This is a genomic window from Bradyrhizobium sp. A11, assembly GCF_042077125.1.
Lineage (GTDB): Bacteria > Pseudomonadota > Alphaproteobacteria > Rhizobiales > Xanthobacteraceae > Bradyrhizobium > Bradyrhizobium japonicum_B.
In genome coordinates this window covers 5,467,104-5,486,370 of the sequence record NZ_CP149509.1, presented here as the reverse complement: position 1 = coordinate 5,486,370, position 19,267 = coordinate 5,467,104, and the positions used below count along the sequence as shown (strand labels likewise).

Annotated in this window: 16 protein-coding genes; 7 read left to right on the top strand and 9 right to left on the bottom strand. The window is 60.5% G+C overall.

Annotation, left to right across the window (positions count from 1 at the left end):
• Positions 1 to 4: 4 nt before the first annotated feature.
• A complete protein-coding gene (locus WI560_RS25765; protein ID WP_375305438.1) occupies positions 5 to 1,489 on the bottom strand; it encodes a hypothetical protein in 1,485 nt (494 codons plus the stop codon).
• Between the two features lie 44 nt (positions 1,490 to 1,533).
• Complete coding sequence (locus tag WI560_RS25760; protein ID WP_375305437.1) at positions 1,534 to 2,901, bottom strand: undecaprenyl-phosphate glucose phosphotransferase; 1,368 nt, start codon at positions 2,899 to 2,901, stop codon at positions 1,534 to 1,536.
• 302 nt (positions 2,902 to 3,203) lie between these two features.
• Between WI560_RS25760 and WI560_RS25755 the strand changes: the two genes are divergently transcribed.
• The 4 genes from WI560_RS25755 (at position 3,204) to WI560_RS25740 (ending at position 7,389) form a co-directional block, all read left to right on the top strand.
• Positions 3,204 to 4,283, top strand: a complete 1,080-nt coding sequence (locus WI560_RS25755; RefSeq protein ID WP_375305436.1) for an ABC transporter substrate-binding protein — start codon at positions 3,204 to 3,206, stop codon at positions 4,281 to 4,283.
• A gap of 209 nt (positions 4,284 to 4,492) precedes the next feature.
• On the top strand, positions 4,493 to 4,765 hold the full coding sequence (locus WI560_RS25750; protein ID WP_375305435.1) for a hypothetical protein: 273 nt from the start codon (positions 4,493 to 4,495) through the stop codon (positions 4,763 to 4,765).
• Between the two features lie 281 nt (positions 4,766 to 5,046).
• Positions 5,047 to 6,021, top strand: a complete 975-nt coding sequence (locus WI560_RS25745) for a GDP-L-fucose synthase family protein (RefSeq protein ID WP_375305434.1) — start codon at positions 5,047 to 5,049, stop codon at positions 6,019 to 6,021.
• 60 nt (positions 6,022 to 6,081) lie between these two features.
• Positions 6,082 to 7,389 carry a WcaI family glycosyltransferase gene (locus WI560_RS25740; protein WP_375305433.1) on the top strand — a complete coding sequence of 436 codons (1,308 nt, stop codon included), beginning with the start codon at positions 6,082 to 6,084 and terminating at the stop codon, positions 7,387 to 7,389.
• Between the two features lie 104 nt (positions 7,390 to 7,493).
• On the opposite strand, the gene gmd is transcribed toward WI560_RS25740, so the two are convergent.
• From gmd to WI560_RS25725, 3 genes are all read right to left on the bottom strand, one after another.
• Positions 7,494 to 8,585, bottom strand: coding sequence for a GDP-mannose 4,6-dehydratase (gene gmd, locus WI560_RS25735; protein ID WP_375305432.1), 1,092 nt, complete (start codon positions 8,583 to 8,585; stop codon positions 7,494 to 7,496).
• A gap of 186 nt (positions 8,586 to 8,771) precedes the next feature.
• Positions 8,772 to 9,362, bottom strand: coding sequence for a transglutaminase-like cysteine peptidase (locus tag WI560_RS25730; protein ID WP_375305431.1), 591 nt, complete (start codon positions 9,360 to 9,362; stop codon positions 8,772 to 8,774).
• Between the two features lie 590 nt (positions 9,363 to 9,952).
• Complete coding sequence (locus WI560_RS25725) at positions 9,953 to 10,216, bottom strand: hypothetical protein (RefSeq protein ID WP_028134743.1); 264 nt, start codon at positions 10,214 to 10,216, stop codon at positions 9,953 to 9,955.
• A 599-nt stretch (positions 10,217 to 10,815) separates the two neighbouring features.
• Between WI560_RS25725 and WI560_RS25720 the strand changes: the two genes are divergently transcribed.
• A complete protein-coding gene (locus tag WI560_RS25720; RefSeq protein WP_375305430.1) occupies positions 10,816 to 11,094 on the top strand; it encodes a hypothetical protein in 279 nt (92 codons plus the stop codon).
• Positions 11,095 to 11,135: 41 nt separating this feature from the next.
• Here WI560_RS25720 and WI560_RS25715 read toward each other — a convergent pair whose 3' ends face one another.
• Complete coding sequence (locus WI560_RS25715; RefSeq protein WP_375308910.1) at positions 11,136 to 11,873, bottom strand: metallophosphoesterase; 738 nt, start codon at positions 11,871 to 11,873, stop codon at positions 11,136 to 11,138.
• 579 nt (positions 11,874 to 12,452) lie between these two features.
• Here WI560_RS25715 and WI560_RS25710 point away from each other — a divergent pair.
• Positions 12,453 to 13,883: an undecaprenyl-phosphate glucose phosphotransferase gene (locus tag WI560_RS25710; RefSeq protein WP_375305429.1), complete on the top strand. Its 1,431-nt coding sequence runs from the start codon at positions 12,453 to 12,455 to the stop codon at positions 13,881 to 13,883.
• 54 nt (positions 13,884 to 13,937) lie between these two features.
• Here WI560_RS25710 and WI560_RS25705 read toward each other — a convergent pair whose 3' ends face one another.
• The 3 genes from WI560_RS25705 to WI560_RS25695 form a co-directional block, all read right to left on the bottom strand.
• Positions 13,938 to 14,228: a hypothetical protein gene (locus WI560_RS25705; protein WP_375305428.1), complete on the bottom strand. Its 291-nt coding sequence runs from the start codon at positions 14,226 to 14,228 to the stop codon at positions 13,938 to 13,940.
• 399 nt (positions 14,229 to 14,627) lie between these two features.
• On the bottom strand, positions 14,628 to 16,859 hold the full coding sequence (locus WI560_RS25700; protein WP_375305427.1) for a Wzz/FepE/Etk N-terminal domain-containing protein: 2,232 nt from the start codon (positions 16,857 to 16,859) through the stop codon (positions 14,628 to 14,630).
• A 32-nt stretch (positions 16,860 to 16,891) separates the two neighbouring features.
• Positions 16,892 to 17,383: a hypothetical protein gene (locus tag WI560_RS25695; protein ID WP_375305426.1), complete on the bottom strand. Its 492-nt coding sequence runs from the start codon at positions 17,381 to 17,383 to the stop codon at positions 16,892 to 16,894.
• Positions 17,384 to 18,051: 668 nt separating this feature from the next.
• Here WI560_RS25695 and WI560_RS25690 point away from each other — a divergent pair.
• Positions 18,052 to 19,263, top strand: coding sequence for an acyltransferase family protein (locus WI560_RS25690; RefSeq protein ID WP_375305425.1), 1,212 nt, complete (start codon positions 18,052 to 18,054; stop codon positions 19,261 to 19,263).
• Positions 19,264 to 19,267 lie beyond the last annotated feature (4 nt).

Here is a 19,267-nt window from a genome sequence, read left to right as displayed (position 1 = left end):
TGCGTCATCCTTTCGCGGCTGCGAAGGCCCGTCCATAGATAAGCGATCGCGTCTCCGGAGAGACGATGAATGCAAGGGCAATTCCAGTTAAGACTACGAATGCCGTTGCGGCTGTGAATACGAGAGCAAGCCAATCGTGCGGCTGAATGAAAGGTGCGGTGAATATCGAACCCGCAACAACCATGCTTAACACTCCGATCCCGCGCCAATGGTAGGCGGGTATCGGAACGAGACCGGAAACGAACCTTGGCAGTAAGATTGAAGCAAGCAAACGGCCGATGATTAGGCCAATATAGATGCTCTCTAGCGAGCCAAATACAGCGAAAAGGACGCCCGCAAGTAGCAGGCTCGCCAATGTGGCCACGAATGCGACTAGAACTTTCTTCGAGATGTTCAGCCCGACGTCCTGAATCTGCGCTTCTAGGCGTATGTGTGAAAGCTGAAGGAACGCGATCACCATCAACGCATTGAGTGCGTCACCCATGTAGTACTCGGGTCCTATCCATATCGAGACAAATGCCTTGTTAAACAGAAGAATGCCCGCACCACTCACTGCCATGACAGCAAGCAGGATCTCGCGTGTTTGACGAACCAGCTTTCCTGCCCCGGCAAGATCTGAGCTTCCGATCAGGGCTCCCAGACTTGGTGTAACTGCGCTGCCCGTCATCAGACAAATTGAGAGAGCAAACTGAATTGAATAGGATGTGAACGTATACTTGGTGACGGCGATCGGCCCCGACATGGCGCTGATCAGCAGAAGTTCACTTGAAAGCAAGACTAATTGGACAAGTGCCCAAACCAAGGTCCAATTACTGAAGCCAGCGAAGCGGGTGACATCGCTACGCATTGGTTTGGTGATTCCCCACCATTTGACCCGCTTGCGGGCAACCAACCATGTAAACGTAGCGTTTAGAATTGTGCTACCCAAGGTGATCAGGCCCAGAGTAGGCAGTCCGTAGCCGGCGCGCGCAGCAAGAAGCATCAATCCGTTGCTAATGACTAGAAACGTAGTCGTGAGCACGATCGACCGATAACCTTGGTTTGTGCCTATCAAAACCGCGTCCGGAATGCCGAGGACGGCAGTAAGAATCACATTGACTCCAAGCGCTACTGCTGCCCATCTCGCCATTGTAAGATGATCGGCGGCCACGCCGTTGATGAGTGAGGGCAGGAAGTAGACGACTCCTGAAACTGCCAACAGGAGTACCGGAAGCCAAAAGAGCCACATCAGGATTGCCGCTGCTACTGCGCGCTGCAGGGTAAGATCATCGTCCTTTCTCGCTCCGTGGGCGACAATCCATTTCAGGGCTTGCGTCGCTCTGCCGTCAGCGACTCCGGACAGGTCGAGCAGGCGCAATAGAGATTTCCAAATACCGAAATCGGCCGCGCCTAAACTTTGGACAAGGAGCGGATTGATCGCAAGTCCTAGCAGCGCCATCACAAAGAAGTTCGCATACAGCGCGATGGCATTTAATCTCGTTCCGTTCATCAGAATAGTTGTAAGCCCAAGTGGATCAAGAACGGGGCGATCTATTAGTAGGCTTCATGCTGACGAAAGGCGGTGAACGCCGTTCCGACGATGATCCTGATATCCAACCCCAAGCTCCAATTGTTAATATACCACAGATCATACTCCACGCGCTTCTGCATCAGGTCCAGCGTGCGGGTTTCTCCGCGATAACCATTAACCTGGGCCCAGCCGGTGATGCCGGGCTTGACGTGGTGGCGGAAGGCGTAGTTGCCGATGATCTGCTCATATTCGTCGTTGTGGGCGGCCGCATGCGGGCGGGGGCCGACCAGCGACATGTCGCCCTTGAGCACGTTGAAGAGCTGCGGCAGCTCGTCGATCGAGGTCTTGCGCAGCCATTTGCCGATCGGCGTGACGCGCGGGTCGTTCTTCTGCGCCTGCACGATGGTCGGGCCGTCCTCCAGCACGCGCATGGTGCGGAACTTGAAGATCCGAAACGCGCGCCCGCCGAAGCCGTGGCGGGTCTGGCGGAAGAACACCGGGCCCTTCGAGCTCAGCTTGATGAGGATAGCGGTCACCAGCATCACCGGCGCGAACACCATCAGCGCAAGGCTGGCGCCGGCGAGGTCGAGCGTCCGCTTCAGCGCGCGCTCCTTCCACGACAGCGGCGCGCGGCGCAGCTCGGCGGTGAAGGTGTTGCCGGTGGAGACCAGCGGATAGCGCAGGAACCGCGCCGCGTTGGGGTCCGGCACCAGATGCACGGGGATCGGCAGGATCTTCAGTGCGTCCAGGATGCTGTCGATCGCGTGCTGCCGGCTCCAGTTCATCAGCAGGAAGACGTGCTCGATCCGGTTCTCGCGCGCGAACGCGATCAGCTCCTCGAAGCGCGGCGCCAGCTGCGACAGCAGCAGCGGCGAGGCGAGGTCCTTCGGCGCGATCTCCATCACCCGCACCAGGCGGTAGCCGTGCTGGCCGAGGTCGTCGACCGCGTTGGAGGAGCTGGCAAGGCCGAACTCGGCGATCAGAAGCGCGCGGCCGTTGGCGAAGGCGCCGGTGCGCAAGGCATGCGCGGTCCAGCGCGCCGCGATCGCTTTCCAGGTGAGGAGGAGGGTGAGGCCGACCAGGTAGAACGAGATCGTGGTGCCGCGCGAAAACTCCTCGCTGACCTTCATCGTGAAGGCGATCGCCAGCAGCGCCCCGAACAGCCCGGTCCACGTCGTCAGCGTCAGCCGCAAGGTGCGCGGCAGGTTGGTGATGTTCTTCAGCCGGTAGCCGTGCTGCACGGTCGTCAGCAGCACGAAATTGAGCGCCACCAGCACGCTCGCCGCCGCATAGACATCCGCCTTGCCGAGCGTGCCCGCGGTTGCGATGTGATAGCCGGCCGCGCAGCCGATCCCGCTGACCACGACCAGCGCCGCGTCGATGAAAGCCATCGCCCGCTCGACAACCACAGGTCGCAGCCAGCTCGGCGAAAACCCTGCAGCTGCATCCGCCGCCGCGCCGCCAACCCGAATTTCCGCCGTAGAATCAGCGGCAGGCGCCGGCCTTGTGGAAACAATAGTCATCCTGCCAAACCCATCGACGCAAAATTCATTTACCCGAACAGCCGTGCTATCGGTCAAAAGCGCTGTTAAAACAAGGCGAAGGAAAAATTAACCTTACCCCATACGTTGTATTGTAGCGCATCTCGCCCCGGCTGATATGTTAAATTTCACAACCCGTTAGGAAGCTCTCGTTGCGTCGAACCCAGTCCCGGCGACGAACCCGGTCGAGCGGGAAGCGCACCCTCGCCATTGGCCTTGCTGCCCTCGCCCTGGCCGGAACCGGGCTTCTGCTCCTTCGCCCCGATGCGGCACCCGTGCGAGCTCCGACGAGGTCCGCGGCCGTTGCGGTCAAGCTCCTCCTCGACGGGCCAATTGGCGCGCGGTTCGCCGGCGAGCTCGCTGCATCCAGGCAGAATTATTTCTCCTCCCGCCTGGAGCTGGTGGCTCAACCCGATCCAGACTTCGTCCAAACTGTTGCACGTCAACATGCCATCGGCGTGACGAGCGGCCACAAGTTCCTGCTGGAGACCTGGCGCGGCGTCCCGGTGACCGCGTTTGCTGCAAGCTTCCTCGATACCTCCGTCGCGATCTTCACGCTGGAAAGCTCGGGCTTGCGGCGGCCGGCTGATCTCGTCGGTAAGCGTGTGGGATACCGCAGGGCGAGCGAGGGAGACGTCGTTTTCGATGCCATGATGGCGCAGCTCGGGCTGCCCCGGAGCCAGATCACCAAGGTAGCTGACCGCGACAGCTTCGATGCGCTGCGGGCCGGCGAGGTGGATGCCATCATCGCCGCAATCGACGCGCAACCGGATCCCTCCAGCTCGGCCTTCGTGAAGCTGAATGTCATCAAGCCGCAAGACTACGGTATCCATGTTCCTGGCTTGGTCTACTTCGCGAGCAACGCTCTCGTCCATGAACAGCCATCCATGATCGCCGATGTGCTTCAGGGCCTCATTCGAGGATGGCAGTTCACCTACGCGGACTATGCACGGAGCGTGCCCGTTCTCGCCGGTGCCGGATCGGGCGGCCTGAATCCCGAGCGGCTCAAATTCGAGCTGCAGCAGCAGCGCCCGCTGGTGTTGCCGACCGGCGGCCGCATCGGCGACTACGACGAAAGCCGCTGGCGAACGCTCCGGGATATCCTCCTGTTCGCCAAGCTCGGCGAGGAGGACGTGCCTCTGGCTCAGACCGTCAACTACCAATTCCTCCGGGATGTCTACCGCCGATCGCCCGATCTCGCCGCTCCGGGCGCCTGGAGTGAGGAGAAATAGGACCGAGAAGCCACACTTGCGCGCCATATCGCTCCAAAAGGCCCTCTGCTGCTCCGGCATCGGTTGCATTTGCGCCGGTCGCCTTGGTAAAGTTCGGTTCACTATTTGGGCTGGTCGTGGAGCGGCCTTACGAACCTGTGACGTCGGCCGGCCGGGATCCGACGAGCGCGTTCGGGGATCAATCCGCAGGGGGCGAGGAGCTATTTTGAATGTTTAAGACATTGATGCGAGGGGGCCTTTTGGCCGCGACTGTCACCTTCTGGGCGGCGAGCGGAGCGAGCGCCGCGATGCTGATGCCTGCGCCGGCAGCGCTGCTCGCGGGCGAAAGCCAGACGACGCCTGTGACGTTCTGGGCGCAGCCCTATCCCTACCGGTATGCGCCGTGGCGCCGTTGCCCCCTGGTGCGGGTCGAGACGCCCTATGGCTGGTACATGGACCGGGTTTGCGCGCCTGTCGGACCCGTCTTGCGTCGGGCGTACTGAGGTTGAGCTAGCCTGCGCGGCGGCTGCCGTTTTCGACGATCTTTCAAGGCAGCCGCACGGCCGATGCGGCTGCCTTGCTCGTTTTTGTTTCATTCCGTGCTGACCTTTTGTGCGCGCAGTGCAGGTTCACCATGAATATCTTTGTCAGGCCCGGACAGGCTGTCGCATGGTGAAGATTGTGTTACCTGTTGGCCGGGGCTGCATCGGCGGCGTGATTGCGTAGTGCGGCGGCAGCTGGATCGCCTGACGATCCGGCGAACCGAACGCTTGTAGAGGATACGATGACAGGGGCTTCAAGCTACGATCTCTCGGGCAAACGTGTCTTTGTCGCGGGGCACCGAGGCATGGTCGGATCCGCTGTCGTCCGCAGGCTTGCGTCCGAGAATTGCACCGTCCTGACGGCCGATCGCCGCGAACTCGATCTGACAAAGGAAGAGCCCACGCTGAAATGGCTCGAGGCCCATCGTCCCGAGGTGGTGGTTCACGCCGCGGCGAAGGTCGGCGGTATCGCAGCCAACAACAATTTTCCGGTCGACTTTCTCTGCGACAACCTTGCGCTGGAGTTGAGCGTGATCCGCGCCAGTCACGCGGTCGGTGTGCAGCGCCTGCTGTTCCTAGGCTCATCCTGCATCTATCCCAAGCACGCCAAGCAGCCGATCGCCGAAAGCGAATTGCTGACGGGGCCGCTCGAGCCGACCAACGAGTGGTACGCAATCGCCAAGATTGCCGGCCTCAAGATGTGCCAAGCCTATCGCCGGCAATACGGCGATGATTTCATCTCTGCCATGCCGACGAATCTTTACGGTCGCGGCGACAATTATCATCCGGATCACAGCCATGTTCCGGCAGCTTTGATCCGGCGCTTTCACGAAGCCAAGATCGCCAAGGCGCCGACAGTCACTGTGTGGGGTACGGGCACGCCGCTCCGCGAATTCCTCAACGTCGAGGATTTTGCCGACGCCTGCGTTTTCCTTCTGAAGAATTATTCAAGCGACCTGCCGATTAACGTTGGCAGCGGTGACGAGTTGTCGATTGCCCAATTTGCAACAGCGGTTGCGGAAGTCGTGGGCTATGAAGGTAAGCTTGTGTTCGATACCTCAAAGCCAGACGGAACGCCCCGCAAGCTGCTCGATAGTTCGAGGCTTCTTGGGCTTGGCTGGCGCCCGAACGTTGCTCTGCGGGCCGGTCTTGCGGCCGCCTACGAAGATTTTTTGAAGGGCTATGGACGCCATTTGGAAGTCAGCGCAACGCACTGAGTAAACGACTTGGACTGCAAAAAGATTTTTTATTCTGATCTTTGATTTGGGCGGGGCTTAATGCGTGTTCTTCTGGTCGGCATCAACTATGCTCCCGATCTGATCGGCGTGGCGAAATACAACGCCGAGCTCTGCGAAAGCCTAGCCGCGGAGGGGCATGAAGTTAAGGTCATTACGGCGCCGCCCTATTATCCGGCCTGGAAGATTCCGCCGGCGTTCAAGTCGTCGTACTTCAGATCGAGAGATATTGGCGGCGTTCAAGTGACGCGTACGCCGATTTATGTGCCGGGACATCCCTCGGGCGCAAAACGGTTGGTCCATCATGCTTCATTCGCGCTCACGAGTGCGGCGCCGGTCCTCCTTCAGGCGCTATCCTGGCGACCCGATATTATGATCGCCGTCGCGCCATCGCTGATGTCGGCTGCTTTCGTCTCGTTCGTAGCCCGTCGCGTCGGTGCAAAGTCGTGGCTCCACATTCAGGATTTCGAGGTCGATGCGGCGTTCGACCTTGGTCTGTTGCGCAATCCTTATCTGCGAAAATGGATGCTGAAAGCCGAGGCGGCGATCCTCAGATCGTTCGATCATGTTTCAACCATCTCTCAAGCAATGGTCGAGCGGCTGAGAATCAAAGGGCTGCGTCCCGACAAGACAGCCGAGGTGAGAAACTGGATTGACACCAATGCGATCTGCCCGGGATCGCGAATGACCAAATACCGTCAGGAGCTGAAGCTGGGCGAGAGCGAAATTGTTGCACTTTACTCTGGAACAATGTCCAACAAGCAAGGCCTCGAACTCGTGATCGAGGCAGCGATTGGATTAGAGAAAAGCCATCCGCACATCCACTTCATCCTCGCAGGCGAGGGGCCTCATAAAATGAGGCTCGAGCAACTCGCCACCGGACATCGCAATATCCATTTTCTCGGGCTTCAGCCGATCGATAGCTTCAATCAATTGATGGCCACGGCCGATTTTCATCTGATTCCGCAGAAGGCTGAGGCCGCCGATCTGGTGTTGCCCTCGAAACTTGGCGCAATCTTCGCGTCCGCTCGGCCTGTCATCGCGATGGCCGAAGAAGGTACGGGTCTTGCGGCGGAAGTCACGGATGCAGGCCTTGTGATTCCGCCCGGAGATTCGTCGGCACTCGAGCTCGCAATTTGCCAGCTCAGCGAAGCGCCGGCCCTGCGTGAGCACTACGGCGAAGAAGGAAGAAAACGAGCCCTTGATCGTTGGGACAGGCGTACGATCGTGCGCCGGTGGTCGGATGCTATGACAGGTCAGGGCAATGCGGCAGGGCAGACGAATGCAGGCCTGACAGACGCTGCGACCAACATTGGGCTTCCCGTTGAGGATGCTGTTCGGTCGTCCTAAGGCACTCGACAGCAGTGGATGCGTGAGGTCATCTCAAAAAAACGAGCGCCCCGATGGGCGCTCACTTGCTTGGCTAGATCGCTTTTCTGGCCGATCTGTAAGAACTACTCGTGGCGCGGGTAATATCTGAAGCCGTGCTGCTTGATCAGCTCGTCGCGCTTTGCGGATTCGAGATCTTCCTTCATCATCTCGCGAACCAGGCTTTCGAACGACGTCTTCGGCTCCCAGCCGAGTTTCTGCTTTGCCTTCGACGGATCACCAAGAAGCGTCGCGACCTCGGTGGGGCGGAAATAGCGCGGATCGACCGAAACGATGCACTTTCCGGTCTTGGCGTCATATCCCTTTTCCTCGACGCCGCTTCCCTCCCAGCGAACTGTCATGCCGACTTCGTTCGCTGCGACATTCACAAAATCTCGGACAGAGTGCTGTACCCCGGTCGCAATGACGAAATCCTCTGGCTTGTCCTGTTGCAGCATCAGCCATTGCATTTCGACGTAGTCACGCGCGTGTCCCCAATCGCGCAACGCGTCCAGATTGCCAAGATACAGTCGTTCCTGCAGTCCCAGATGGATGCGCGCCAAAGCCCGCGTGATCTTTCGGGTCACGAAGGTTTCGCCACGAACCGGAGACTCGTGGTTAAACAGGATGCCGTTACAGGCATACATGTCGTAGGCCTCACGGTAGTTGACCGTGATCCAGTAGGCGTAAAGCTTGGCGACGGCGTACGGTGAGCGGGGGTAGAACGGCGTGGTCTCCTTTTGGGGAATCTCCTGGACCAAGCCGTAGAGTTCGGACGTTGAGGCTTGATAGAAACGTGCCTTCTTTTCCAGGCCGGTGATGCGCATGGCCTCGAGGATGCGCAACGTGCCGAGGGCATCGGAATTTGCCGTATATTCAGGCTCCTCGAACGAAACCGCGACATGGCTCTGAGCCGCCAGATTGTAGATCTCGTCCGGCTCGACTTGGCCGACGATCCGGATCAGGCTCGAGGAGTCCGTCAGATCACCATAGTGAAGCTTGAAAGGCGGATCAGGCTCGTGTGGATCGAGATACAGATGATCGATGCGATCGGTATTGAAAAGCGAGGTCCGGCGCTTGATGCCATGGACTTCGTATCCCTTCTGCAAAAGAAGTTCGGCCAAATAGGCGCCATCCTGGCCGGTAACGCCAGTGATAAGAGCTCGTTTCTTTGTCATATCGATCCCAAATTTGAGACTTGTGCTTACATGAAATTGACTTGGTTAGGGAGGGTGAAATCGGCTGAAAGTCGAGCTTAGATTAACGGCCCTCGGACGGCCTGTCGGGATACATCCGGCCCCGTGCCGTGACTCTGGGACCGCTGGCCAACAAGGGCGACGAGGCGCAGCTCGATCGCCGGTCGACTAGCGGCTGAAAGCAGCAACTTCGCGTGTCCAATGCTGGGGTTCTATTCCCGATTCCGCCCGCACGAGGATGTATCTGTCGGAGACGTCCACGATCGGCGTAACCACCGGACTGAGGTTATCAAGTACAAGGATCGCTTTTCCCTCCCGCACGAGCAGCACAAGGTGGTGCTCTCCGGTTGCCCGGATGACGACCTCAGCGAGGAGGAGAGCCGAGCTGGGCCAGCCGGAACGCAGCAGCAGATGCCGCTTGGTGACGGCATAGTCGCCGCAATTGCCTTCGTCGGGAAATATCCGCCATTCCGCATCACGTCGGCTTGCGGGCAGATCTTTCGGCGCAATGCCGAGATTCACCGTCGAATTGATCTGAGCGAGTTCTCGCCAACGTTGAACTGAGGAGCGGAAGTCCCTGATCCTGCGGTCCTCGTGGTGTTGGCAGTCGCCGGGATATTGAATGCAGAATTGCGAGAATGACAGCGGGGGCGTCACCGCTTGTGACTCGTAGTTTGAATAGGCGGGCTGGCCGCAGACGCAATACACTATGGCCAGCATGCGGACCGCATGCTTGATCATCGAAAGTTCGCCGGACATTTTTGATTGCTAGACGAAGTATATTGCGATGCGGTGGAAGCGCTATGACAATTGTGAGGCAATCTATGCTCAATCGTGGAGCAGTTTCGTTTAGCCGCAGAACTAACCCTGCCACTTGATTTCCGCCTGGCCTGCCCATTTGGGGGAGGCGCCTCTGAGGGAGACGGCAAATCGCGTTACGCCTGGTTCGTGCGCAGAACATTCTTTCCCGATTGAGGACCAAGACGGTCTGTCGAACCGGGTCTGGCGTGGGTGCGGACGCGATCTATGCCGGTGCAGACCATCGACGGCACGCGTGATGTGGACGTGAGCCTGCAGATGCGAGCGGCACGTTGCACCACGGCAGCTTCTTGCCGAATGGCTCTAGGCCGAATCGACTATCGCGGCGGGCCCGCTCACCTCTCCCGCCTGCAAGCAGGAGAGGTCGGCGCGAAGCGCCGGGTGAGGACTCTTTCCTCTTGGGGATTGTCCCATCGTGGAAACCCGCTCTCCCGGGGCCTCCTGGGTCTCAAACAAAACTGCCGCCCCTGTGGCAGCGGAGCGGCAGTTGTTGGTCGTTGTTAGATCAGCTCAGCCGAGCGATCCCGCACTCAACGCACGTACCAATATCCCCACCAGCGGTGGGACACCGGCCGCGCCTGCGCCTTCAGGGCGGCGACTTCCTCGACCGGGCGAAGCTGGGGACCATAGATCGCGGGCGGGTAGACGTCATCCCACAGCACAACGCCGCCCTGGACGGCGGCTGCCCGGTGTGACGGAGCAAGCGCGAGCTCGGCGGCCGGCGCAACCGAGACGGTCACGGCGAGGCCAAGAGCAGCCAGGGCAATCGATGGAATAAGAGCGCGGAAGTTCATTGGATTGAATCCCTCGTAAAATGCGATGCGAAATAATGCGACGGGTTCCGGACGGTTGCAAGGGCGTGGGCTGGCTGGCCGGCCCGAAATTTCCTGTTCGCGGGAAAACCGCAGTCAGGCTCGCCCGGCGGCAACGGTGTTGGAGAGCCGGGCCCTGCGAGGACGTCTCTCCATGACGTCCCTCTATATAGAGTGCTTCGTCATGGAGTGATTCTGATCGCTGCGATCCGCGCGCGAGATTACGCCGCATGCACGCGAGAGATCAGGCATGAACAATCTTTCGGCGGCCGGCGGGCGGCAGGAATCATGATGTCGACACAGTGCTCGCTCTTGATAAGTCCCCGGACTATCCAGGGCGACTCCCATGACTTCTGCATTCCTCTCCACTTTCATCTTCAGTGCCGGACTCATCTCGGGATACGCGTTGCGTGCTTGGCGCGTCCAGCGAAGTCCTGCGAGATCATCCCGTGGCGCCGCGCGCCGAACAGACGGTGCAACTCCCACTTCAACGTTCGGCCACGCCCGGCGAGCCTTCTAGGGCCGCGTCCGATGCGCTGGCAGGACGCGGGATCTCACCGATACGAATGGGGCACGGCGAGATGAGCGAGCCGAAGAGGGACGCGCCCCGGCGCTACATCGTGGATGGCGCGGGACAACGCGTGCTTGTCGGCCTGACGATCTCGGAGACGGCCGAGTTCGAAGCCCTCGATAATCCAGGCGCCCGCCTTGGCGCCGACTTCCTTGTCGAAGCGCGCCGTGTCCGTCAGGCCGGGCATGGCGAGCGTTGGCTGGAGCTCTACGTCAAGCACGAGCGAGCCTGGAACGATTGGATGGCTGGAACGCGCGCGCGGCTGGAGAAGCCCGGCCTGCTCAACTAGTCGCAGCGCGCTTCACCTGTAGCGGGCAAGCCCTCGTCGTCTCACACCGCGAGCATGCGGCTGCCCTGGATACTCATCAGGGTCAGGTTGCCGGTTGCATAGGCGCCGGTGTCGATGTTGACCCGGTTCGCCAGGAACTCGGCGCTGCGAACCGGCGTGTGACCATGCACGATATATTTGCCGAACTGCTGCTCGCTCCTCAGGAAGTCTTCGCGGATCCAGAGCAGATCGCGCTCGGCCTGCTCGGCCAGCGGAACGCCCGGGCGAACGCCGGCGTGAACGAAGAAGAAGTCCCCGCAGCTAAAGCTCAGCCGCAGATTGTCGAGGAACTCCAGATGCTCGGTGGGCATTGCCCGGATCAGATCGCGCATGATCGATGCGGGCTCGTCGCGCTTCAGGTCCGGCGGGGGGAGCCCGTAGGACATCAACGTCTGGGCGCCGCCCACGGCGATCCAATCCTCGAACAGGGAAGGGTCCTCGAACACGCTGACCAGGAACGCCTCGTGGTTTCCCTTGAGGAAGACCGCGTTTCCACGACGGCTCCGTTCGACCAGGACATCGAGCGTGGCGCGCGTATCCGGGCCGCGATCGATGTAATCGCCCATGAAGACCTCGACCGCATAGCGCGGCCGGCTGCGGGCGACGTCGGCGTCGATCACGCGCAACATGGGCTGGAGCAGATGCGCGCATCCGTGAATATCCGAGATCGCATAGATTCGGACTCCCTCCGGCAATTGCGGTTTGGGAGCGGGCGGACGTGGTCGGGCGAGAGATATCATGGCGCTCAATCGATCGGGTGGTCGAAAAATTTCCCCAAGTCGCCGGCACCCAGGAGCTTCCATCCAACGAACAGCGTGCATTCGGCGAGGGAGCGTCACTGTTCTCCGGCTCGATCACGCCAAAAGAAGGGCGCGGCAGTTTTTGCCGACCGCCGATGCGGGCAACGCGAATGATCGCTCGGCCGGAATTGCATGCCTGAATCGAATTTCCAAGGCGCACGCCCAGATAGAAATCCGTAGAAATTCTCGCAACTGCCCGGCGAGCCTTCATCGAGCAATTGCGTCGCCTGAAAGATGGGCGGCGAGACGCTCGCGCAACGATCAGCTATCGCGTCGGATGTGGAACTTGATTCAAAATAGGGCAACGCGTTCGCTCCTATGTCATCAGTGTGACGACATTTTCAGCGCGACGAATTTCGCCGCGCATTTCAACGCGCCACACGATCCTTGCGCCGCAAAAGTTTTGCGTGCAGCGCCACAATGTCGCTGCGATCACTCAACACTTTCCGTGCGGGGAAGTGACGAGTCTTCAGCATCACGATGAGCGTCAGGCACTCTCTACGATAAGCAGAGGTTCGAATGGCTGTTGCAACTTATGGTTCTGAAAACGCTCACACGCTGTCGTCGACGCGCGGTGGCTCTCTTCAGAGGCCATTTCAGATCGTCGTCATGGCGGCTGACTTTCTGCTGATCTTGTTGAGCTATGCCGCCGGGGCTTCGTTGTACGGCGCAGCCGTCGCGTCGCCCAATGACGGCGCTTCGGTGGGAGCAGGGTTGTTTGTCGGCGTGGTGTTCGTCGCGGTCGCCTATTTCCGGGACGTCTATGCCACCCACCGTCTGCTCAACGTCGTCTGGCAGCTTCGGAAGGCGGTGATGATCTGGCTGACGTCGCTGACGATCCTTGCCGTTGCGGCCTTCCTGCTGAAATCGACGGACAATCTGTCGCGCGGCACCGTCATCGTGTTTGCTGTGATCGGCGGGCTCGGCCTGATCAGCCTCCGCTTCGTCTGGCAGGCGGTGTTCGGCACGAGCTTTGCGCGAAGCCGGCTGGTCGACCGCAAGGTGATCCTGCTCAGCCTCAAGCCGCTCGACTTCACGTCGAGCCGCTTCAAGGACCTGCGGAGGAATGGCTTCGACGTGATGCGCCATTTCGTGCTCGGAGCCGATCGGGACGACGGCCACTGGGAGCGCCAGATCCGTGACGTGATCCGTCAGTCGCGTTCGGCCGACGTCGACGAATATCTGCTGGCGATCGACTGGAACGAATTGCCGATGCTCCGCAAGCTGGGGCCGTATTTGCGCGCGGTCCCACAGCCCATACGCCTGCTGCCGGACGACCCGGTCGCTGATCTCGTGACCCGTCCCTTCCTGCCCGTCAGTGGAACCGTCGCGGTCGAAATCCAGCGGCCGCCTCTCACTATTCTTGAGCGGCTGCAGAAGCGCTGCCTCGACATTGGCGTGGCCGTGTTCGCGCTGGTGATGCTGACGCCGCTGCTGCTGACCGTTGCCGTGCTGATCAAGCTGGACTCCCCCGGAAACGTCATATTCCGGCAGTCGCGCCGCGGCTTCAACGGCAGGCCGTTCGAGATCTGGAAGTTCCGAACCATGACCGTTTGCGAGAACGGCGAGACCATCGCCCAGGCGACAAAGCGGGATGCCCGGGTCACCAAGATCGGGCGCTTCCTGCGCATGACGAGCATCGACGAACTGCCGCAGCTCTGGAACGTGCTGCGCGGGGATATGTCACTGGTCGGGCCGCGACCGCATGCGCTGGCCCATGACAATTATTACGACGAGCTGATCAGCAAGTACGTCTACCGGCACCACATGAAGCCGGGATTGACGGGCTGGGCCCAGGTGAACGGGTTCAGAGGGGAGACGCCGACGATCGATCTGATGGAAAAGCGGGTCGAGTACGACGTCTGGTACGTCAGCAACTGGAGCATCTGGCTCGACCTGAAGATCATGGCGCGCACGGCGTCCGCGGTGATGTTCCAGGAAGCCTACTGACGGCTCAATGGCCCGATGATCTACCCGATGATCTGAAGCGGCAGGCGCCGGAACTCAGGTTCCGTCCCGTCTCGACCTGCCGAAGAGCCGCATGATTGCATCCCGCAAGGCGAGCAGCGGCGGCACCAGCACGAAGAAGGCCCCCATCGCAACGGAGACGATGACATGGCGGATCGAGAACGGTTCGTCCTGCTCGATCTCCCGCCGGCTCGGATCGATGGGTGCAGGTGAGAGTGTCGGCGTCGCCATCGGCTGCCGACGCGCCTTGCGTGGAGGAACCACGATCAACACGAACAGGATGTTGAGCAGCACCCAAATAGTCAAAATCGTGAGGACGATCAGCATTCCGAGCCCGCCGGAAAGGAACTACAAATATGAGCCAAGATTAGCCTCAGGGAACCCGGAAAGATAGGTGCCCAAAGTTTCGGCATTTTGAGGCGTCGAAGACCGAATTGTCTCGTCTTATCGATGAACGTTGGCCAATTGACGCACTGTCCTAGCCGTCGCCGTCTTCGTCAATCCTTGCTTTTGGCTAGAGCAATAACTGCAAGTTGTGGATTCCGGACGAATACGGAGACCGGAGCAGGTTCGGGTCGGCTTGGCGCAAGCGCGGGTCTCTCAGGCGAAGGCGCGATCGATCGCCTTCATCCAACAATTCCGTAATGCACGAAAAAAGGCCCGCTGCCAAATGGCAACGGGCCCGCGGTCGTTCCAGCTCGGCTGGGCGCGGCGCCGCGCCTCTGCCTAGGTATGCTCGACGTAGTAGCTGTTGTGGTGCTTTCCCTTGTACGCCTCGATGCGCTTGAGCATCTTCGGGTTGGCGCGGTTGAGCACGGCACCGAGCAGTTTCTTCTGGAGGACTTCCGATCCGGAGACCGACTCCTGTAGGGCGCTTCGTGTCGTCTGCCCCCATTCGATCACGTAGACCATGGCGTCGATCAGGAGGCTGACGGCCTTCGAGTCCGCCACCGGCATCACAGGGGCGAGGTCGATCACGATGTACTCGTAGTGCTCTCTCAGCACCTTGAGCAGCTCGGCCATCGCCTTCGATCCAATGACGTCGGCCGAATTGACCATGCGGGACGCCACGACGGAGGGCAGGAAATCCAGGCCCGTCTCCTTGCTTCGCTGCACATGGTAGCCGAGGCTCGCCGGATCGCTGAGAGCCTCCACCAGTCCGCTCTGGGCGTTGGGGGCAAGCTCTCGGGTCAGCGAGCGCGTGTGCAGATCGCCGTCGATCAGGACGGTGCGATGTCCGGTGAGGGCGATCAACTGCGCGAAGTTGGCCGCCACCGTCGTTTTTCCTTCCTTGGGCAGGGAAGACACGATGCCGATCACCTTGATCTCGCGGGTCAGGCGCGCAACGTCGATCGACACCTTGATGTTGCGCAACGTCTCGGCGAACCGCGAGAACGGATGATCGACGACGTAGCGGGACAGATCGGCCGAGCTCGTCTTCGCCGACGTCGAAAGCAACGCGCCGGTCGTCGTTGGCGGCCGAATGTCGGGCAGGACGCCGAGGCACTTGACGCCGAGCTCGTCCTCGACCTCGGCGGGGGTCCGCAAGACGTCGCTGAGCAGTTCGCGCCCGAATGCGACACCGAAACCGAGGCAGAGGCCGCCGACCAGGCCTCCCATCAGCGCCAGCACCGTGCGCGGCGAGCTCTTGCGTTCGGGCTTGGTGGCGGTGCTGATCAGGCGCGCCTCGCTGAGCGGAAAGCTCTGATTCTGCGTCGCGCTCTGCAGCTTCTCGAGGAAATTGTTGTAGAGGTTGCGGTAGGTGTCCGCGGCGCTCTCGAGGTCGCGCAGCTTGACTGCGGCCTGGCCGGTATCGCCGGCCTGCGCGACGAGCTCCTTGACGTTCTTCTCGAGCGAGGCTTCGCGGCTCTTTGCGATCTCATAGTCGCTGCGATAGGCATCCCCGATCCGACGCAGCTCGTCGGCGATGTTCTTGCGCAGCTCCTCCATCTTGTTGGCCAGATTGACCGCCGCAAGATGTTGCTTGCCATAGCGTCTCGACCAGTCGGCATACTGGGCCTGGAGATCCAGATATTGCGCGCGCAGGCGGGTGATGACGGAGTTGTTGAGAGCGTCGGTCACCGTCGATTGTGCGACGTCCTGGTCTGAAATCGCGGTGATCCGGTCGAGCCTAGCCTTGGCTTCGGCCGTCGACGCCCGCGCCTGAACCAGCTGGGTATTGAGGTCCGACAATTGCTGCTCGGACATCAGGCCGCGGCTGGTTCCGACGATATTGTTTTCGGCCTTGAAGGTCTGCACGGCACGGTCGCTGGCGGTTGCCTGCTCGCTCAGCTCGATGCTGCGCTGCTGAAGCCATTCGGTTGCCCGCTTGGTGGACTGATATTTGGCTTCCAGCGCGCCAACGAGGTAGGCATTGGCGATGGCGTTGACGATCTTGGCGGCCTTATCGGGGCTTCGCGCGCGATAATTCAACGACAAGACATACGTCGTCAGGACGCGCTCTGTTCTCAGGCTCTTCTGAACCGTCTCGACCACGGCATGTTCGAGCCGCTCCTGGGACGGCGGCTCGCGGGAGCCGAACGGCGACATGACCTTGCCGAGGACGATGGACAGCAGGCCCGGATTGGAGCCATTGAACTCCGGATCCTCCGTCAGCTTCAGGCGACGGACGACCGAGAGGATCAGGTCGTCCGAATTGATGACCTCGACCTGGCTGTCGACGTAGCCGGTGTCGATGAGCGCGCTGCTGGCGTTGCTGTCCTTGTCCAGCACCTGCGCCTGACGCGTGTCCATCATGATGCGGGCGTTCGCCGTGTACATCGGTTGCGCCAGCGCCAGATAGACCATCACCAGGGCCAGCGAAGCTCCGGTGCAGGCCGCGATGACCGGCCATTGCCGGCGCAGGACGTCCGTGACGCGCTCGAAGCTGAGGACCGCTCCGCCGAATTCGATGCCGAATCGGTGTCCCGACTGGAAATGTTCTCTGGGTTGGTACATTGGTTTGCTTCGCTGCCTCTGACGGTCGCTGATCAGTTCGGAAGGGGGACGGGTTTGAAGGGATTGGCCAGCTTGGTCTTCCATTCGCCGTCGAGTAGCGCCCCTCCCCGGGGCGGTTGCGTCGAACTCTTGGCTTGCGATTGAATCTGGATGCCAGAGGCGTCGTCTCCCGCGGCGGAATAACCTGCTTGCACGTTGAGATCACCGATCCGCTGCACGAAATCCCTGATCTTGCGTGCAGCCTCCGGCTTCGTCGACGTGCACCTTCCTTCGGCAATGCGCAGTGCGGCACCGATGGAGGAGCGGTCGGCCGAGGCCGATGAAGAGATCAGCGTCTGCACCGACGGCAACACCGACGGATTCGTGGCGAGATAGGTCGCGAGCTGAAATCTCAGCTTCTCCTTGTCATTGCGCAGCCGCTCCAGAAGCGAGGAGGGTGACTTGACGAAGGTGTCGAGTTCCAGTTGCGAGGCACGGGCCGAAAATTCGACGCACTGAGCGCGGCAAGCATCGACGCTCGACACGATCAGCGCAGAACCTATCAAGACGGTCGATAGCCATCGCGGTTGTGCATGACGACGTGTTAGTCCGCGGCCCATCCGTGTTCCTTGCTTCTGTTGCAATGAGAGAACAGGCGAAACCTGTCAGGTAACTGTGTCATCTTTTTGTGCGGCGCAAAAGCTGGCGCACGATCGTCGATGACGAGCAAATGCTCTGCGACTTTGCGCCGGTTGCAAAGACGTGGATTACAATGCCTGCGAGATCGGCATGTCGCGCTCACGAATGTTGCAACTTGAAAACATATCGGGCACTCGCGGACCGGCGTGTCGCAGAACCGACACAAGTCGCGCCGCGCTTCATTTGTTCCCGGCACGGAGAAAATTTTTCGCAGCGATAACTCAAGCCAGAAAATCATCTCGTGCGCCGGGCCTGCATCGCAACACCGCCGAATTTCGCGCACACTTTGTACGCAAATGCTCGCAATGATCCCGGCCGAATTGATTTGCGCGCCGATGCGCGGCGGTCTCAAACAAAAAGTGGCGTGAACTTGGCGCTCGCATGTCCGGACGAACTGCGAGCGTTGAAATTATCGTCGACCGTCATGCGCCGAATGCGAGTCCGCGATCGCAGAGATTGAACGCGCGCGAGTCCTGATACACAGTACTGCGGTGCAATAGCTGGGAATGTTGATGTGACGGAGTTGGTTCATCGTGAGAAGGCGCATGTCCTGCCGCTCGACAGCATCCGGGGCATCGCCGCGACGTCGGTAGTGATTCACCATCTGCTGCTGATGCCGACGTTCCTCGCGGCGTTCCCGCACAATGCGTGGATCAACTGCTCGTTCTTCAGAAGCTCGTGGCTGCTGGTCGATCTGTTCTTCGTTCTCAGCGGCATCGTCATGTCGCTCAGCTACGTCGAGAGCGAGTTCGGACGCTTCTCGCTGCGCGAGTTCATGGTGCGGCGCCTGGCGAGGGTCTATCCGCTGCACATCGTCATGCTGATGGCGAATCTGTTGTTTCGCCTCCTGCGCATCAGCCTGGTCATGGCGGGAGTCGTCGTGGCCGCGCCGGCGGCCTTCGAAGTGAACAATGCCTATTCCTTCGGTCTCAATGTCCTGCTGCTGCATTCGATGGGCTTGATCGACTATCTCAGCTGGAACGCGCCGAGCTGGAGCATCAGCGTCGAATTCTACACCTACCTGGTGTTCGGCCTGGTCGTCCTCTTCGCCCAGCGCCTGCGCTCCCTGTTGTTGTTCTACGTCCTCTGCGGCGCGCTTGCGATCGGAAGCCTGGTCTTCATCATCTTCGTGCTCGACAAGAGGAGCCTCGGGCTTCAGACCGACTTCGGTATCCTGCGCTGCTTCGTCAGCTTCTTTCTGGGCGTGCTCACGGTCAGGATCGTCGATCGCCTGCCGGCCAGGCCGGGCCCCGCGGTTCAGGGCGCGCTGCAATTCGCCGCCATGACGGCCAGCATCGTGCTGGTGTCCCTGGCGGAGACCAGTCCTGCATCGACCTTCCTCGCGCCCGTGACGTTCGCGGTGTTCCTCGGCAGCCTGCTGGCCTTTCCGGATGCGCTGCTGGTGCCGCGGATGCTGGTAGCCGGGCCGCTGGTCTGGCTCGGGAAACGTTCCTACTCGATCTATATGGTGCACGCGCTCGTGGTGCTGCTCGCCGAATATTTCGTGCGGGCCGTGGGGGCAGGGCGGATCGCCGCGCTGGATTCGGTCTGGGCAGGCCTGCCGGCGACGTTGAACCTCGTGGTCTCGCTGGCCGCGGTTCTGGCGGTTTCGCACTTCACTTATCTCTACATCGAAATTCCCGGCGGCAAGTTGATGCGGAATGCGCTCGGAAGCCGTCGGGATTTCGCGGGGGCTCCCGCGCGCTCGGCGCGGCTGACGAACTGAGCCG

Coding starts and splice junctions, on each gene's coding strand:
- WI560_RS25765 (WP_375305438.1), bottom strand. CDS start 1,489: ATGAACGGAACGAGATTAAATGCCATCGCGCTGTATGCGAACTTCTTT.
- WI560_RS25760 (WP_375305437.1), bottom strand. CDS start 2,901: ATGGCTTTCATCGACGCGGCGCTGGTCGTGGTCAGCGGGATCGGCTGC.
- WI560_RS25750 (WP_375305435.1), top strand. CDS start 4,493: ATGTTTAAGACATTGATGCGAGGGGGCCTTTTGGCCGCGACTGTCACC.
- WI560_RS25745 (WP_375305434.1), top strand. CDS start 5,047: ATGACAGGGGCTTCAAGCTACGATCTCTCGGGCAAACGTGTCTTTGTC.
- WI560_RS25740 (WP_375305433.1), top strand. CDS start 6,082: ATGCGTGTTCTTCTGGTCGGCATCAACTATGCTCCCGATCTGATCGGC.
- gmd (WP_375305432.1), bottom strand. CDS start 8,585: ATGACAAAGAAACGAGCTCTTATCACTGGCGTTACCGGCCAGGATGGC.
- WI560_RS25730 (WP_375305431.1), bottom strand. CDS start 9,362: ATGTCCGGCGAACTTTCGATGATCAAGCATGCGGTCCGCATGCTGGCC.
- WI560_RS25725 (WP_028134743.1), bottom strand. CDS start 10,216: ATGAACTTCCGCGCTCTTATTCCATCGATTGCCCTGGCTGCTCTTGGC.
- WI560_RS25720 (WP_375305430.1), top strand. CDS start 10,816: ATGAGCGAGCCGAAGAGGGACGCGCCCCGGCGCTACATCGTGGATGGC.
- WI560_RS25715 (WP_375308910.1), bottom strand. CDS start 11,873: ATGATATCTCTCGCCCGACCACGTCCGCCCGCTCCCAAACCGCAATTG.
- WI560_RS25710 (WP_375305429.1), top strand. CDS start 12,453: ATGGCTGTTGCAACTTATGGTTCTGAAAACGCTCACACGCTGTCGTCG.
- WI560_RS25705 (WP_375305428.1), bottom strand. CDS start 14,228: ATGCTGATCGTCCTCACGATTTTGACTATTTGGGTGCTGCTCAACATC.
- WI560_RS25700 (WP_375305427.1), bottom strand. CDS start 16,859: ATGTACCAACCCAGAGAACATTTCCAGTCGGGACACCGATTCGGCATC.